Here is a 14,309-nt window from a genome sequence, read left to right as displayed (position 1 = left end):
GATCGCGGGTTAGCGCCCGAACAATCGCGAGAGAGCGCTTCCAAAGGAGCCCCGAAAAAGTGAACCCCCCCCCTATGTAATCGCTTGGGAGAGGCAAAACCTTACAAACGGATATTTTGCTGGCGTGTCTCTCAGGTGCGCTTGCCGCGCCCCGACGGTGTCGGCCCGCAGGCCACGAAGACCTACGCATACAACACGGTCACCAGGGCCACGACCTACACCATGAGCGGCGTCAGCGGCGCGGCTACCGTGACCTACGACGACATCTGGCGAGGACTCACTGCGACCTCGCCGATGGGTGTTGCCTCGACGACGACCTGGCACTCGAATAAGGACCTCGCCGTCGCGACAGACTCCTCGACCGGCCAGAGATCGACGACCATCTACGACCCCGACACGGATCGCGTGACGGACACCTACGGGCCGGCGCCTGCAGTCTGTTTCCAGACCAGCGGACGACCGGTCGCAAACCCAGTCGCGACTGCCGGGTGTGGGATCACCCCGCCGCATACGGCATCGCAGTATGACGGGACGCTCACAGGGTTGCAGGCCGACTACTTCACCAACACCCGCAACCTCGCTGGAGTGAGTCACCCCGGCGTGTCCGGAGAGCGTTTTGCTGGTGTCAGCCCGCTCGTTCGAGGGGTTCGGTGAGAGCGTAGTCGAGCTGCTCGGCCTCGACGGGGGTGAGGTCGTCGATCGAGCTGTGGGTGCGTTCGGTGTTGAACCACTGCACCCAGCTCGCGGTGGCAACCTCGACCTGATCGACGTCGCGCCAGGGGCCCTCATGGTGGATGAGTTCGGACTTGTAGAGCCCGATCTGCGACTCCGCGAGGGCGTTGTCATACGCGTCGCCGACGCTGCCGACGGACGCGTCGATGCCCTCATCCACGAGCCGATCCGTGAAGGAAATCGACGTGTAAACGCTGCCCGCATCCGTGTGATGGGTGAGGCCGGCGAACCCAGCGATGCCCTCACGACGACGCGTCCAGAGCGCCATTTCGAGACAGTCCAGGACCAACGGTGTCGTCATCGAGGTGGCGGCCCGCCAGCCGAGGATGCGGCGGGAGTGCGCGTCGAACACGAACGCGACGTAAACCCACCCGGACCACGTCCAGACATACGTGAAGTCGGCGACCCAGAGCTGGTTCGTGCGGAATCTCGCGAAGTGGCGGTCGACGAGGTCGGCTGGTCTGGTCTCCCGCGGATCCGCATCGACCGGGCGCTTCCGGCGCCCGCGGATCACGCCGGCGATCCCGAGGTCGCGCATGAGGCGCTCGACCGTGCAGCGGGCGATATCGTGCCCATCGCGACGGAGCCTCAGCCAGAGCTTGCGCGCGCCGAGGACCTTCCGCTGCTTCTGCCACGTCGCCAGGACGATCGACTTCCACCGTTCGTCCGACACCTCCCGGGGTGAGGGGCCACGGCGCCTCGCGTCGTAGTAGGTCGATGGGGCGATCTTCACGTCGTGCTGGGTGAGCACGGCGCAGATCGACTCGACACCCCACCGCAGCCCACCATCGCGGCGGTCCTTGTGCGCCTCGATGAAGGCGACTAACGCAGGTGTGGCCGGTCGAGTTCGGCCGCGAAGAAAGTCGAAGCCGCCTTCAATATCTCGTTCGCCCGCCGCAACTCGGCGTTCTCCCGCTTCAGCTTCTTGATCTCTGCCTGCGCGTCGGTCGTGACACCCGCCCGGTCGCCGGCATCGACCTCACGCCGGCGAATCCACGTCCGGATCGTCTCCGGCGAACCGATACCGAGCATCCCCGCCACCGCCGTCATCGCGCAAGGGTGCCTACGCACTGGGTGACGCTCGTCGAGTTGTACAAGCAGCAACGGGGGAGTCAAGAGGCGGAGCAGCTTGCTGCTGCGCTGACGGAGATGGCTCGGTCCGCGAACTTCGAGGAGTTGGTCGACCTTGCACGCGACGGCTCCCTTGGGCGTTCTCGGGTACTTCTTCTCGACGGGCTGGTCAAGAGCGGGCGTCTGCGAGCTCGGCCGGTCATGGAGGAGCTCGTCGACGATCCCGACGTCCGCGCCGAGGCCACCGCCCAATTGCGCCGGCTCCAACGCATGTCGAAGAAATAGCACGGTGCGACGCCGATCCGACCTTCGATCGCAGGGTGGGTCTCGATACGCCGCTGCGCGGCTGCTCGACCAGCGGGGCCGCTGCGCGGCTACTCGACCAGCGGACTGGCGCCGTGGAAGGCTAGGCGGCGGGAGTTGAAGAAGCGAGACGGCGCACGATCCACCAGTCACCCAGAGGAAGCTCTTGACCAGTATCCAGCACGGCCACCTCCCCAATCGACTCGCGGCATGGCAGATACCGGGCTCATTCCTGGTGGTCGAGGTCCTGGCTCTCATCGCGTTGTTCTCTTCGACGCAACCCAACAGTCTTGCGGCACCTTTCGCACTCCTCTGGATGCTGGTCGCGATCACAGTCGCAATTGGCTTCGTGCTCTTCCTGGTGACGAGCGGATCCGGGATCCGCCGCGCATCCAGGAAGGTGACGAGGCCCGGCGCGCTCAGCGTGTGGCTGTTCTACTCCCTCGAAGTCACGGCGGGCGCAGGATCGACGGATCCGACGGTGCACAGGCATGGGTGGATCACGATGTACCCGGATGGGTTGGAGATCTGGGTCTCGTGGGGTCGACGGCAGGTGTTGAGCGTGCCCCGCGAGCAGCTTGTGTCCGCGCGCCGCGTCGGTCGCGATCTCAGCCTCGGTTACCCCATGCTTGAGCTGTTGCTCAGGGACGGATGTACGGTGTCAGTCACGATCATCTCGCCGCCGCCATCCTTGGGCGTGGGGGCAAGCTCTCGATACATCGATGAGATCTGCGGACGTCTTGTTGAGTTCGCGCAGCACTAGACGGGACGTAGCTGTCCTCTGTGGTGAAGGGATCGCGTGACCGGCCTCACTGACTTTCGGATCCAAGCTGGGCCGTCGCGCCGCCGTGACCGTCGCCCCGGAAGTAGCGCGAGCAACACGCTGAGGGATACCCCATGTTGACGGCGCTGGAGAGGTCGCGTCGAGTGCGCATCTTCTTTGTCACTGTCTCGTCGGTGGTGCTGATCGCGCTTCTCGCGCTATGGGGTTTGCGGACCGCCGCCGCGCCGTCAATTGAGTCTGGGGCAGTCATGCTCGAAGTTGAGGGAGACCTCGTTCAGGCCGGCTACGAGGTGCGCGATGAGGCCACCGGGCGCCGAGATGGGAACCTGGACCGCACGTGGGTCGAGCTGCAGGTGCTTCGCACGGGTGACTCCTCGCTGATGCCGGCGATGACCGTTCGTCTCGGCGGTGAACGTGGGTCGACGTGCTCGACGCCCGCGGGGGAGACTTGGCACGCAACGCACGACTTCGACACGGGCTACTCCACTATTCGGCTGACGTGCGATTCCGGCGTGTTCATGTCGGAACTTGAGGACTACGACTCAGTGACGCTCGTTCACTGAACCGCTGGGCGGCGGTGCTACAGCGGCACGGGAAGAACCCGAGCTTGCGCTGGCCGAGCGCCTCTTGCTGGGCGAGGGACTTCACCGGAGGGTAGTTGTCGCGACGACCGGCGCCGGCTCGCCGACCTCGGGAGTCCCGCTCGTCGAGCTCGTCACCCGTACGGACCGGAGCGTTCGGGAGTACATCTCCGACCGCAAGCTGGCAGTCATGTGACGATAGGCGAATGCGGGAGTTCCCGGACGGGGCGTCGAAGGAAGGAGTTCTAGAGCATGATTGATCGTCACTCGCTGACCGTTCGTCCGATCGAGCGGTCGTACCTGAGGGTGATTCCCGCCGGAATGGTTGCCGCATTCATCATCGGCTCGGCCACCTTTGCCCCGTACGACCTTGATGCCTCGACGCGTGTGTACTTGATCGTGGTCGGTGTGCTCACGCTCCTGTTGTACGGGACGATCTTGACGTACAGACATCGCGGTCTGGCTCGACGTGCCGAGTCGTGCTCGGCCCCACGAGATAGCGGGATGATCGTGCTGTTTGAACGTGCGGCGTTCACTCCCTCTGATCCCTCTGCGGTGCCCTGGCGTCTCGACAAGGGATGGCTGCTAATCACAACCGCGGGCATCGAGGTGTGGGATGGGTGGGGAAGTCAACCTCGCGCCCTGCTCGGCGGGCACGTCTCCGTCGAAGTGATCCGAGGCGACGCTTTGTGGAGGCCGGTAGCCCGCTTCCGTTTCTCGTCTCACGGGTTCGTTGACGCGGCAGTCACTCGAGGCGGCCTAGCGGATCTGCGCGGCTGGTCGAGCACGGAGATCGAGAATCTCAATCAGATTCTGCCGCACGAGTCGACTCCTCGAAGTAGCTCGTGAGCGGTCACGCTGCATGGGTTGAGCTGTGCCATCAGGGGCTATATCGCCGTCGACGATACAGACGTCCGCGCCGAGGCCACCCAGTTGCGCCGGCTCCTACGCATGTCGAAGAGATAGCGCGGCGCGACGACGATCCAACCTTCCATCGCAGCGTGGGTCTCGATACGCCGCTTTGCGGCTACTCGACCAGCGGGTGGTGGTCCCGCGACCGTGATCGAGTAGCGCCGAAGGCGCGTATCGAGATCGGCCTTCCATCGCGGGGTGGTTTCGATACGCCGCTGGGCGGCTACTCGACCAGCGGTGGGGGTCCCGCCCCGGTGATCGAGTAGCGCCGGAGGCGCGTATCGAGATCGACCTTCCATCGCGGGGTGGTCTCGATACGCCGCTGCGCGGCTACTCGACCAGCGGGGGCGGGTCTTCGACCGGGGCGGGGGATCGTCGGATTGTCCAGGTAGTCCAGAGCATCTCCCATGTGAACACTGGCATCGCGCGGCTTAGCCTCGGGAGGCACCATCCGAGATTCCGGTGTTCCGCACCGCATTGCAAGGGAGCAAGAATGTCCACAATCGCACGGAGGCGCCGCGGCACAGCAGCCCTTCTGGGCGCTGCCGGCCTGACCGCAGCACTCGTCCTCTCCGGCTGCACGAGCGGCGGCGGCGACGCCGAACAGCCCGCCGACGGCGAGCCCGTCGAGATCACGTTCCAGTCCTGGGTTCCCAACATCGACCGCGCCGTCGATGCGTTCAACGAGTCGCACGACGACATCCAGGTCAACCTCGAGACGATCACGGCCGGACCCGACGGCGGCTACGCGACGATGCTCGCCGCCGTCCAGGCCGGCAACCCCGCCGATGTCGTGCAGCTCGGCTACGACGCGATCCCCGACTTCCTCATCAACGACGCCCTCGAAGACATCTCGCCGTACGTCTCCGACTCGGCCGACCTGTTCGTGCCGTGGCAGTGGGAGACGGGCGTCTTCGGCGACGGCGTCTACGCCGTCCCGCAGGCGTCGGGTCCGCTCGGCCAGTTCTACCGCAAGGACATCTTCGACTCGCTGGGTCTCGAGCACCCCGAAACGTGGGAGGACTACTACGAGGCGGCCAAGGTCATCCGCGCCTCCGACCCGAACCGCTACATCGCCGCCTTCGCGTTCAACCAGGCACCCTGGCTCATCGGCCTCTCGCAGCAGGCCGGGGCGAACTGGTTCACGGCCGAGAATGACGCCTGGACGGTCGACATCGACGGCGAAGAGACCCTCAAGATGGCCGAGTTCTGGCAGCGCATGATCGACGAAGACCTCGTCAAGATCGTCGCCGACATGTCCAGCGAATGGAACGCCGACATCCAGAACGGCAACATCGTCTCGTGGATCTCGGGCTCGTGGGCCGACGCGATCGTGCGCGGCACGGCACCCGACACAGCGGGCAGCTGGGCCGTCGGAGCCATGCCGCAGTGGGAGGCCGGCGAGAACGTGTCTGCCACGTGGGCTGGCGGATCCGCGAGCGCCGTCCTGAAGGGCTCCTCGAACCCCGAAGCCGCCGCCGAGTTCGCCGTGTGGCTCAACTCCGACCCCGAGAGCGTCAACATCCTCACCAACATCGGTGCCGGATGGCCCGCGATCGCCGACACGAGTGAGATCACGTCGCTGCAGGACGACCCCGAGGTCTTCGCCTTCTACGGCGGACAGGACATCTGGGACGTCTTCGCCGAATCGGATGCCGCGGTCGACACGTCCTGGACGTGGCCGCCCCTCTCGTCGACGCTCTTCGCATCGCTGAGCGACAACGTCTCCGCCGCCGTCGACGCGGGCACCCCGATCGCGGATGCCTTCGTCAAGACGCAGACTGACATGGTCGCCGCGCTCGAGGAGCGCGGGATCGCGGTCGACTGACCGACGTCGAACGGGGGAGGGGCGCCCGAACGCCCCTCCCCCTCTCACCGAGAGACTCCCCCGTGACTTCCGTACCCTCCGTGGGCGGCCCGCCGCCCGCCGCCGCGCCGGTCTCCACCGCGCCGGCACCAGCGCGTCAGCGCCGAGGCGCCCGCCGCAGCTCCGTCGCGATCTGGGTGCTCGTGCTCCCGTTCGTCGTGATGTTCCTGCTGTTCTTCGTGGCTCCGATCGTCTACGCGATCGTCCAGAGCCTCTTCACGACCCGCTCGAGCGGCCTCGGCTTCGGTCCGCCCGAGACGACGTTCGTCTTCTTCGACAACTACGTCCGGGCCCTCTCGAACTCCGACTTCCTCGCGAGCCTCGGCCGGCTCGTGCTCTTCTCGGCGATCCTCGTGCCGTCGATGGTCGTCACGGCGCTGGGCCTCGCGCTCCTGCTCGACTCGGGCAAGGCTCTCGCGCCGCGCTTCTTCCGCGTCCTCTACTTCGCGCCGTACGGCGTTCCCGGCGTCGTCGCGACACTCCTGTGGGGCTTCCTCTACATCCCCGCGACGAGTCCCGTCCTCCAGGTGCTCTCGTCCGTCGGCATCGACGTCAACCCGCTCTCGTCGGGCAATGTCCTCTTCGCGATCGCCAACATCGCCCTGTGGGGCTTCGCGGGCTACAACATGGTCATCCTCATGGCAGCGCTTCACGCGATCCCGTCCGAGCTCTACGAGGCGGCCCGCATGGACGGCGCGTCGGCATGGTCGATCGTCTGGAACATCAAGCTTCCGCTCGTCCGCCCCTCGATCATCCTCGTGACGGTCTTCACGATCATCGGGACGCTGCAGCTCTTCGTCGAACCGCTCGTTCTGCAACCGCTCACGACCGCGATCAGCTCGACGTTCACCCCGAACCTCGCCGCCTACAACCAGGCGTTCGCGCAGGGCAACCCGAACCTCGCCGCCGCGATGGCGGTGATCGTCGCCGTCCTCGGCTTCATCTTCTCGTTCGGCTTCCTCCGCATCGTGAACCGGAAGGGGAACCGCGCATGGTGACGCGCCGCCACCCCACGACAGATCCCGTCGGCACGACCGCCGTCACGATCGTCCTCGCCGTCGCGGGGATCTACTTCGCCCTCCCGCTCGTCTGGGTGCTCATCGCCGCGACGAAGTCGCCGGGAGACCTCTTCGCCTCCTTCGGGCTCTGGTTCTCCGATTCGCCGCAGGCGTGGCAGAACCTCACGGCGTTGTTCACGCAGGAGAACGGCGCCTTCGTCCGATGGATCCTCAACAGCATCCTGTACTCGGGAGTCGGGGCCTTCGTCGCGATGGTCCTCTCCGCCGCGTGCGGGTACGCCATCGCGAAGTTCCCGTTCCGCGGACGCGAGCTGCTCTTCTCGACGATCCTCGGCGGCGTCCTCGTGCCCGCGACCGTCATCGCGCTCCCGCTGTACTTCCTCCTCAACACGGTGGGCCTCACGGGCACGTACTGGTCCGTGCTCCTCCCGAGCATGGTGAGCCCGTTCGGCGTCTACCTCGCTCGCATCCACGCGAACGCGAGTGTTCCGGACGAGGTCGTCGAGGCCGCGCGGCTCGACGGCGCGGGCGACATCCGGATCTTCGGCACGATCGCGGCGCGCATGATGACGCCGGCACTCGTGACGATCTTCCTGTTCCAGTTCGTCACGATCTGGAACAACTACCTGCTGCCGCTCGTCATGCTCAACGACACCCGGACGTTCCCCGTGACGCTCGGTCTCACCCTGTGGAACTCGCAGACGCAGCGTGATCCGATGTTCTACCAGCTCGTCGTGACGGGCTCGGCGGTGTCGGCGATCCTCCTCGTCGCGCTCATGATCGCACTGCAGAGGTTCTGGCGCGCAGACCTCACCGCCGGTGCGACGAAGGGCTGACGACCGCCGCTTTCAGCCCTTGCGGGTGTCGCGGTAGGCCGTGGGGCTTGCACCGTGGATCTTGCGGAACTGTCGGGAGAAGTAGAACGGATCGTCCATCCCGACCTGCCGCGCGATCTCGGCGACCGTCAGGTCGGTCGTGTCGAGGAGGCGCCTCGCGCGCGCCATCTTGAGCGACAGGTGGTGCGCGAGCACTCCGCCGCCGGTTGCTTGGCGGAAGAGGGCGGCCAGATGCGACGGCGAGATGCCGACGAGGGCCGCGAGCTCCGCGACCTGCACGTGACCGTCGACCCGCTCCTGCAGATAGCGCATGGCCCGCTCGAGGGGTGTGCCGTCTTCGGGGAGCAGTCGGTCGACCGCGAGCTGCGTCAGCAGCCGCCATGCCATGCCGCTCGTCGCGACGAGCCGCGCTGGCGTCATGTCACGTTCGAGCGACGTCACGATCTCGTCGAGGAGCGACGTGATCCGGTCGATCGAGCGCAGCGACAGCACGAGGTTGCCCGGACGGATGCCGCTCGCCTCGACGAGCTCGGCGACGTCGGTGCCCCGGACGTGCGCCCACCAGATCGTCCAGGGATCCGCTTCGCTCGCACCATACGAGTGGGGTGTTCCGCCCGGGATGACGACGGCGCCGCCGGGGCCGACGCGCGTGAGGACGCCGTCGCTCTCGAGCCATCCGGATCCTCCGACGCACACGATGACGATCGTCTCCGGTGCCCCCGCGATGCGGTGGCGGCCGTGGTGGTCCGCGCGCGGGAAGTAACCCGCGTCGGTCACGAGGATGCGGCGGGTCACCCCCCGTGCGAGGGCGGCCTCCACGAGCGGCCGCGGCACGACCTCGAGGCGCTGGTGGTCGAATCCGTCGGCGCGTTCCATGGCGGCATCCTCTCACAGTGCCGATCAGCGGATCATCCATGCCTGACGTTCGATCAGCCATGGTCGCGACCCTCGCCCGGTGCCTAGAGTTGCCCCGTGACTCCAGACGACGACGCCCCGAGCCGCATCCAGCTCCCTCCCGCACCCCGCGATCAACAGGCTCTCCTCGACGCCGGGGGTGTGGCGTGCTGGTCCGAAGCGGTGTCGATCGACACCTACGACGCGGGGCACCCCGACCGCTATCCGCTCTTCCTCGACCGCCGCGTCTACCAGGGCTCGAGCGGACGCGTGTACCCCCTGCCGATGACCGACGCCGTCTCGCACACGAAGCGACCGCGCGAATGGCAGGCGATCCACCTCGAGAACGCCTACGTGCGTCTCATGCTGCTGCCCGAGATCGGCGGACGCATCCACATCGGCTACGACAAGGTCGCCGGGTACGACTTCTTCTACCGCAACAACGTCATCAAGCCCGCCCTCGTGGGCCTCGCGGGTCCGTGGATCTCGGGCGGCGTCGAGTTCAACTGGCCGCAGCACCACCGTCCCGCGACGTATCTGCCGGTCGACACGCGCATCGAGCGTGAAGAAGACGGCGCCGTCGTCGTGTGGCACAGCGATCTCGATCCCCTCCAGCGCATGCGCGGGACTCACGGCATCCGCCTGCGCCCCGGCTCGTCGCTCATCGAGGCCGACGTGGAGCTGCACAACCGCACCGACACGACGCAGACGTTCCTGTGGTGGGCCAATGTCGCCGCCCGATCGCACGAGCAGTATCAGTCGTTCTTCCCCGACGACGTCGCCTACGTCGCCGACCACGCGCGCCGCGCCATGACGGCCTTCCCGCGTGCCGACCGGCCGTACTACGGCGTCGACTATCCCGCGCTCGCGCTGGAGCGTCCCGACGCCGACCGCATCGACATCTACAGCAACATCCCCGTGCCGACGTCGTACATGATCACCGACACCGACGACGCCTTCTTCGGCGGCTACGACCACGCGGTCGATGCGGGATTCGTGCACTGGGCCGACCGTGCCGTCTCGCCCGGCAAGAAGCAGTGGACGTGGGGAACCGGCGAGATCGGTCAGGCGTGGGACGCGCAGCTCACCGACGACGACGGCCCCTACGTCGAGCTCATGGCGGGTGTCTACACCGACAACCAGCCCGATTTCGCGTGGCTCGTCCCCGGCGAGACGAAGCGGTTCAGCCAGTTCTGGTACCCGATCCACGAGATCGGTCCGGCACGTCAAGCGACGACGGATGCCGCGGTCTCGGTCGACCAGGACGCTCATCGCGTCGGAGTCATTGCGACGCGGGCCGTCGCCGGCGCCGAGATCCTCGTGGGTGTCGATGACGGGCGGGAGTTCTCGGCACGCGTCATGCTCGGACCTGAGGCGCCGGTCGTGCACACCTTCGCCGAGGTCGGAGGGTCACGGATCATCCGGGTGGAGGTGCGGGACGCGGCATCCGGGAACGTCCTCGTCGAGTGGATCGAGCGCACCGAGAAGGCCGCCGAGCCCTGGGTCGCGACGGCACCGCCCCAGCCCGACGAGATCGCGGCGTCCGATGAGCTCTATGTCACGGCGACGCACCTCGATCAGTACCGTCACCCCACGCGGTCGGCGGTCGCGTACCTGCGCGAGGCGCTCGCGCGCGACGCCGACGATGCGCGCGCGGCGACGGCACTCGGCGCGTGGCACCTGCGGCGAGGCGAGTACCCGGATGCCGCGGAGCTCCTCGAACGCGCGCTCACGCGAGAGACGCGACGCAACCTCAACCCGCGCGACGGCGAGACACTCTACCTGCTCGGACTCGTGCGGGAGCGGCAGGGCGACCTCGCCGACGCCGATCGGAGGTTCGCGCGCGCCGCGTGGAACGCCGTGTGGGCGGCGCCCGCCAACCTCGCTCGCGCGCGCATCGCGCTGCGGCAGGGGCGAGCGGCCGACGCGCTGAAGCTCGCGGATGCGGCCGCCTCCATCCCCGAGGCGGGGCGGGTCGCGGTGCTCGCGCTGCTGCGGACGGACCTGCGCGCGGCTGCGGCCGCCCGACTCCGTGCTCTCGCCGACCGCGCTCCGCTCGACGCGGCGACGGCGGCGCTCGCCCGCGCGACCGGCATCGAGGCGCCGGGGGCCGACCGCCTGCCCGTCGACCCGCGGGCACTGCTCGACATCGCGAGCGAGTTCGCGCGCGCGGGCGCCTACGCCGAGGCGCTCGCCGCGACCGAGGCTGCACCGCACGACGCGCCGGCCGCGCTCGGGAACAGCGAGCCGCTCCGCCGCGTCCTCCGTGCGGCTTGGGCTGTGCGGTCGGGGGACGCCGACGCGGCAGCCGAGATCGCGGCGTTGGATGCGGCATCCCTCGACCTCGCCTTCCCCGCGGGGCTCGACCAGTACGACGCGCTCACCGAGCTCGCGCGCGCCGACACCCCTGTCGTGCGGGCTCTGCGCGGGATGTGGCTGCTCGACGCGGGGCGGGATGCCGACGCGCTCGCGGATCTCACTGCGGCGATGGCCGCGGGCATCGCCGACCCCGTCGCATGGCGGAACCTCGGCCTCGCGATCGTCCGCACGGGCGGCGCGCTCGCCGACGCCGACGCGGCCTACGCCGGAGCGCTGGAGCTGAGTGCCGACGGACGCCTCGTGTTCGAGCGCGATCTGCTCGCGCGGATCGCCGGGGTCGCGGCATCCGATCGACTCGCGCTGCTCGAGGAGCACGCCGACCTGCTCGCGACGCGCGACGACCTCGCGCTGACGCACGTGACCCTCCTGCTCGACGTCGGTCGCGTCGACGAGGCGTGGGCGATCCTGACGGGTCGTGTCTTCCGTGCGTTCGAGGGAGGTGAAGGGCGCGTCATCGCCGCATACGACCGTGCCGCGTGCGCCATCGCGCGGCGCCTTCTCGCGGAGGGGGAGCCGGATGCCGCGGCGGCACTGCTCCGCGCGGGAGTCGCGGCGCCCGCGAACCTCGGCGAGGGCAGGCATCCTGCGGTTCCACAGGCGGAGCGCTTCGTGCTCCTGGGCGATGCGCTCGCGGCTGCCGGCGACGCCGTCGGTGCGCGCGAGGCCTGGCAGACGGCACGCGCGACGACGCCACTCGCGGTCGACGAGCGGCCGGCCGACGAGGCCGACGAGTGGATCGGGGTCGCCCACGTTCGGCTGGGCGAGCTCGAGGCTGCGCGGCTGGTGTGGCTTCGTCTGGAGAACCGCGCCGCGGAGCTCGAGCGCGCGCGCGACGACATCGACTACTTCGCGACGTCGCTCCCCGAGCTCGTCGTGTTCGACACGGACACGTCGGGGGCACGCCGTGAGGTCGCACGGCGGCTGCGCGACGCCGCCGCGGCGGGGCGCGCCCTGATCGGCGACGAGGCCGTGCTCGCGACACCCGAGCGCGGGAGGATGGACGTATGACCGAGCGCTACCTGGGCTCGGGGACGATCCCCGAGACGCACGACGGACTGACCGGCGCCGTTCCCGCGCATCTGCCGCAGCGCCTCACGATCACGCTGTGGGACTTCTCCTGGTACACGCGCGCGGGCGACGGGGAGCCGTACGCCGACCTCGACGAGGCGGTCGCTGACGCGGCATCCCTCGGCTACAACGCGATCCGGATCTGCGCCGCGCCCCTGTTGCTCTTCGGGGGACTCGGACTCGACGACCTCGCGAGCGATCTCGAGATCGAAGGCCTCGGCGCGGCGCCCGACGGCGGGTACTACGGTCAGTGCACGCGGTGGTACGACGCGCCGGGCGGCTACTCGATCGACCTGCGCGGACGACTTCTCGCGCTGTTCGACGCCGCCGAGCGGCACGGGGTCGTCATCATCCTCGCGAGTTGGGAGTACCAGCAGTCCCCCTCGTTCGCCGCGTCACCGCGATGGTTCGAGGCGATCGACGCCGTGCCGCTCGATCAGCGGTATCGCGTGCTCGCCGACGCGTGGGATCGGCTCCTCGGCTTCCTGACCGAGCACGGGCACCGCGACCGCGTCGCCCTCGTCGAACTCCACAACGAGGTCGACTTCTCGATTCTCCCGGCGCTCGCCGATGGGGGCATCCGCGAGGTGTCGCGGCTCGCCTCGCGGCATCCGGATCTGCTCGTGACCGCCAGCTACGGCAAGCCGCCGCACCTCGCGATGCACCGTCTGCCCGAGGGGCTCGGCGCGGCGCAGTTCCACGTATACAGCTACGGCGTGCTCGATGCGTTGCAGAAGCGCGTCGACATCCGCTCGGAGGGGAGCGCGGACTTCCCCAACGCCGAGCTGCGGGCGCTCCTGCGCGCCGACGCCCCGAGCGTCGAGGAGTACGGACGCGCGGCGGAGTGGAAGTATCGCGCGACCGTCATCACCGACCAGATGATCTACGGATACGACTGGGTCGACGCCGACGCGTGGGACACGTGGCTCCTCGAGCACTACGGCCCCTACCGCGAGGTGATGCGGCGCGAGATCGAGTCGCGCGTCATCGCGATCGCCGAGTGGGCGCGGGCGCACCGTGTGCCAGCGCTCGTGGGCGAGGGGTGGGTCGGATACACGCCGCTGCACGGCACGTTCGAAGAGAGCCCGGTCGGTCGCGCGCTCGCCGAGCACGGCATCGACACGGCCCTCGAGCGAGGCGTGTGGGGCGTCGTGCTCTGCTCGAACGCGGCTCCGCACCATCCGATGTGGCAGCTGCGCGACTGGCAGCGGGTGCAGAACGCCCGCATCCTCGCCGCCGCCCAGTAACCCCGGGCCGTGGGGCGGGATCCGTCGGTCCGGGGCGCGATCCGTCCGGCCGGGGCGCTGGCCGTCGCCGTGGGGCGCTGGGGCGCAGGTCACCTTTCCGGGGCGCGGAACACACGCCCCGCAGCGCTAGTACGCGCCCCGGGCGAGGCGCCTCGCCGTTCCGCGGCGCGATCCGTCCGTCCGGGGCGCGACGCGTCGCCGTGGGGCGCCGGCCGTCGCGCGGCCGGCGTTGGGGCGCACGTCGTCGTTTCGGGGCGCGGAACTCACGCCCCGGAGCTTCAGTACGCGCCCCGAGCGAGGCGCCTCGCCGCCTGGGGCGCGGTCCGTCCCCGGCCGGGGCGGGATGCGTCGCCGCGCGGGACCGACCGCGGCGTCATCGCGCGGGGCCGACCGCGGCGCGACCGGCGGCCGGGGCGCAGGCCATCGTTCCGGGGCGCGGAACTCACGCCCCGGAGCGTCAGCACGCGCCCCGGGCGAGGCGCCACGCCGTCCGGGGCGCGATCCGTCCGTCCGGGGCGGGATCCGTCGCCGCGGGGCGCCGACCGTCGCGCGACCGTGCTCCGGGGCGCACGTCGTCGTCCCGGGGCGCGGAACGCACGCCCCGCAGCGCCAGTAC

The 14,309-nt window shown here is 68.9% G+C and carries 13 protein-coding genes; 10 read left to right on the top strand and 3 right to left on the bottom strand.

Translation table 11 applies throughout. The features are described 5' to 3' along the window. Positions 1-222 precede the first annotated feature (222 nt). Positions 223-654 (top strand): hypothetical protein, encoded by a 432-nt coding sequence (locus FBY39_RS02490; protein ID WP_141930089.1) that lies wholly within the window; start codon positions 223-225, stop codon positions 652-654. Here FBY39_RS02490 and FBY39_RS02485 read toward each other — a convergent pair. Beyond that, positions 626-1,513, bottom strand: coding sequence for an IS3 family transposase (locus FBY39_RS02485; RefSeq protein ID WP_260838047.1), 888 nt, complete (start codon positions 1,511-1,513; stop codon positions 626-628). The genes FBY39_RS02490 and FBY39_RS02485 overlap by 29 nt on opposite strands. A 41-nt stretch (positions 1,514-1,554) precedes the next feature. Next, positions 1,555-1,782, bottom strand: coding sequence for a hypothetical protein (locus tag FBY39_RS16570; RefSeq protein ID WP_222115651.1), 228 nt, complete (start codon positions 1,780-1,782; stop codon positions 1,555-1,557). 24 nt (positions 1,783-1,806) lie between these two features. Between FBY39_RS16570 and FBY39_RS02480 the strand changes: the two genes are divergently transcribed. The 7 genes from FBY39_RS02480 (at position 1,807) to FBY39_RS02450 (ending at position 8,105) form a co-directional block, all read left to right on the top strand. Beyond that, on the top strand, positions 1,807-2,088 hold the full coding sequence (locus FBY39_RS02480; RefSeq protein WP_141930088.1) for a hypothetical protein: 282 nt from the start codon (positions 1,807-1,809) through the stop codon (positions 2,086-2,088). 184 nt (positions 2,089-2,272) lie between these two features. Beyond that, complete coding sequence (locus FBY39_RS02475) at positions 2,273-2,869, top strand: hypothetical protein (RefSeq protein ID WP_141930087.1); 597 nt, start codon at positions 2,273-2,275, stop codon at positions 2,867-2,869. Between the two features lie 134 nt (positions 2,870-3,003). Then, the gene (locus FBY39_RS02470) at positions 3,004-3,453 is read left to right on the top strand and encodes a hypothetical protein (RefSeq protein WP_141930086.1); all 450 of its coding nucleotides are present in this window, start codon (positions 3,004-3,006) and stop codon (positions 3,451-3,453) included. Between the two features lie 270 nt (positions 3,454-3,723). Next, positions 3,724-4,320 carry a hypothetical protein gene (locus FBY39_RS02465; protein WP_141930085.1) on the top strand — a complete coding sequence of 199 codons (597 nt, stop codon included), beginning with the start codon at positions 3,724-3,726 and terminating at the stop codon, positions 4,318-4,320. A gap of 556 nt (positions 4,321-4,876) precedes the next feature. After that, positions 4,877-6,211, top strand: a complete 1,335-nt coding sequence (locus FBY39_RS02460; protein WP_141930084.1) for an ABC transporter substrate-binding protein — start codon at positions 4,877-4,879, stop codon at positions 6,209-6,211. Positions 6,212-6,273: 62 nt separating this feature from the next. Beyond that, entirely contained in the window at positions 6,274-7,248 is a 975-nt protein-coding gene (locus FBY39_RS02455; protein ID WP_141930083.1) for a carbohydrate ABC transporter permease, read from the top strand. Continuing rightward, complete coding sequence (locus tag FBY39_RS02450; RefSeq protein WP_141930082.1) at positions 7,242-8,105, top strand: carbohydrate ABC transporter permease; 864 nt, start codon at positions 7,242-7,244, stop codon at positions 8,103-8,105. The genes FBY39_RS02455 and FBY39_RS02450 overlap by 7 nt, the downstream gene beginning before the upstream one ends. Positions 8,106-8,117: 12 nt before the next feature. Here FBY39_RS02450 and FBY39_RS02445 read toward each other — a convergent pair whose 3' ends face one another. Then, positions 8,118-8,981 carry an AraC family transcriptional regulator gene (locus tag FBY39_RS02445; protein ID WP_141930081.1) on the bottom strand — a complete coding sequence of 288 codons (864 nt, stop codon included), beginning with the start codon at positions 8,979-8,981 and terminating at the stop codon, positions 8,118-8,120. A gap of 96 nt (positions 8,982-9,077) precedes the next feature. Here FBY39_RS02445 and FBY39_RS02440 point away from each other — a divergent pair, with 96 nt between their 5' ends. Further along, complete coding sequence (locus FBY39_RS02440; protein ID WP_141930080.1) at positions 9,078-12,386, top strand: DUF5107 domain-containing protein; 3,309 nt, start codon at positions 9,078-9,080, stop codon at positions 12,384-12,386. Then, positions 12,383-13,693, top strand: a complete 1,311-nt coding sequence (locus tag FBY39_RS02435; protein ID WP_141930079.1) for a cellulase-like family protein — start codon at positions 12,383-12,385, stop codon at positions 13,691-13,693. Before FBY39_RS02440 ends, FBY39_RS02435 begins: the two co-directional genes overlap by 4 nt. The last annotated feature ends 616 nt before the right edge of the window (positions 13,694-14,309 follow it).

The organism is Microbacterium sp. SLBN-146, from assembly GCF_006715145.1.
Taxonomy (GTDB): Bacteria; Actinomycetota; Actinomycetes; order Actinomycetales; family Microbacteriaceae; genus Microbacterium.
Note: the sequence above shows the minus strand (reverse complement) of the source record. Positions and strands in the feature narration are given on the sequence as shown.

What these genes read in the sequence shown, in the direction of transcription:
- FBY39_RS02490 (WP_141930089.1), top strand. Translation starts at nt 223, where the DNA reads ATGAGCGGCGTCAGCGGCGCGGCTACCGTGACCTACGACGACATCTGG.
- FBY39_RS02460 (WP_141930084.1), top strand. Translation starts at nt 4,877, where the DNA reads ATGTCCACAATCGCACGGAGGCGCCGCGGCACAGCAGCCCTTCTGGGC.
- FBY39_RS02470 (WP_141930086.1), top strand. Translation starts at nt 3,004, where the DNA reads ATGTTGACGGCGCTGGAGAGGTCGCGTCGAGTGCGCATCTTCTTTGTC.
- FBY39_RS02450 (WP_141930082.1), top strand. Translation starts at nt 7,242, where the DNA reads ATGGTGACGCGCCGCCACCCCACGACAGATCCCGTCGGCACGACCGCC.
- FBY39_RS02465 (WP_141930085.1), top strand. Translation starts at nt 3,724, where the DNA reads ATGATTGATCGTCACTCGCTGACCGTTCGTCCGATCGAGCGGTCGTAC.
- FBY39_RS02445 (WP_141930081.1), bottom strand. Translation starts at nt 8,981, where the DNA reads ATGGAACGCGCCGACGGATTCGACCACCAGCGCCTCGAGGTCGTGCCG.
- FBY39_RS02435 (WP_141930079.1), top strand. Translation starts at nt 12,383, where the DNA reads ATGACCGAGCGCTACCTGGGCTCGGGGACGATCCCCGAGACGCACGAC.
- FBY39_RS16570 (WP_222115651.1), bottom strand. Translation starts at nt 1,782, where the DNA reads ATGACGGCGGTGGCGGGGATGCTCGGTATCGGTTCGCCGGAGACGATC.